General features: G+C 49.1%; 1 protein-coding gene. It reads left to right on the top strand.

The window, feature by feature from the left end; translation table 11 throughout:
* Positions 1 to 381, top strand: a 381-nt coding sequence (locus ACYQ0N_RS15415) for a type IV secretory system conjugative DNA transfer family protein (RefSeq protein WP_460163194.1), incomplete at both ends; no start/stop codon positions are given.

Consider the following 381-nt stretch of genomic DNA (forward strand, 5'->3'; position numbering starts at 1 on the left):
CGGAAAACAAAAGCCGAAAAACGGCTTCAAGGTATTGATGGAAAAGCTGCCTGACGAGCACAAGGCAAAATGGCTTGCAGGCTCCGCCCTTCATTCCGCGGATCAGGCGATGATGTCGATCATGTCCACGGCGCTGTCAAGACTTAACAGCTTTATCGACTCGGAAATGGAGCAGATTCTGTGCTTCGGCACGGCGATCGACGCGGAACGTTTTTGCTCCGAGAAATCGGCGATATTCATTATACTGCCGGAAGAGGATCAGTCGAAATATTTCATGGTTTCATTGCTGATCCAGCAGCTTTACAGGGAAATTCTTGTGATCGCCGATGAAAACGGAGGCAAGCTTAAAAACCGCGTTATGTTCTACTGCGATGAGTTCGG

This window comes from Ruminococcus sporogenes (genome assembly GCF_054655175.1).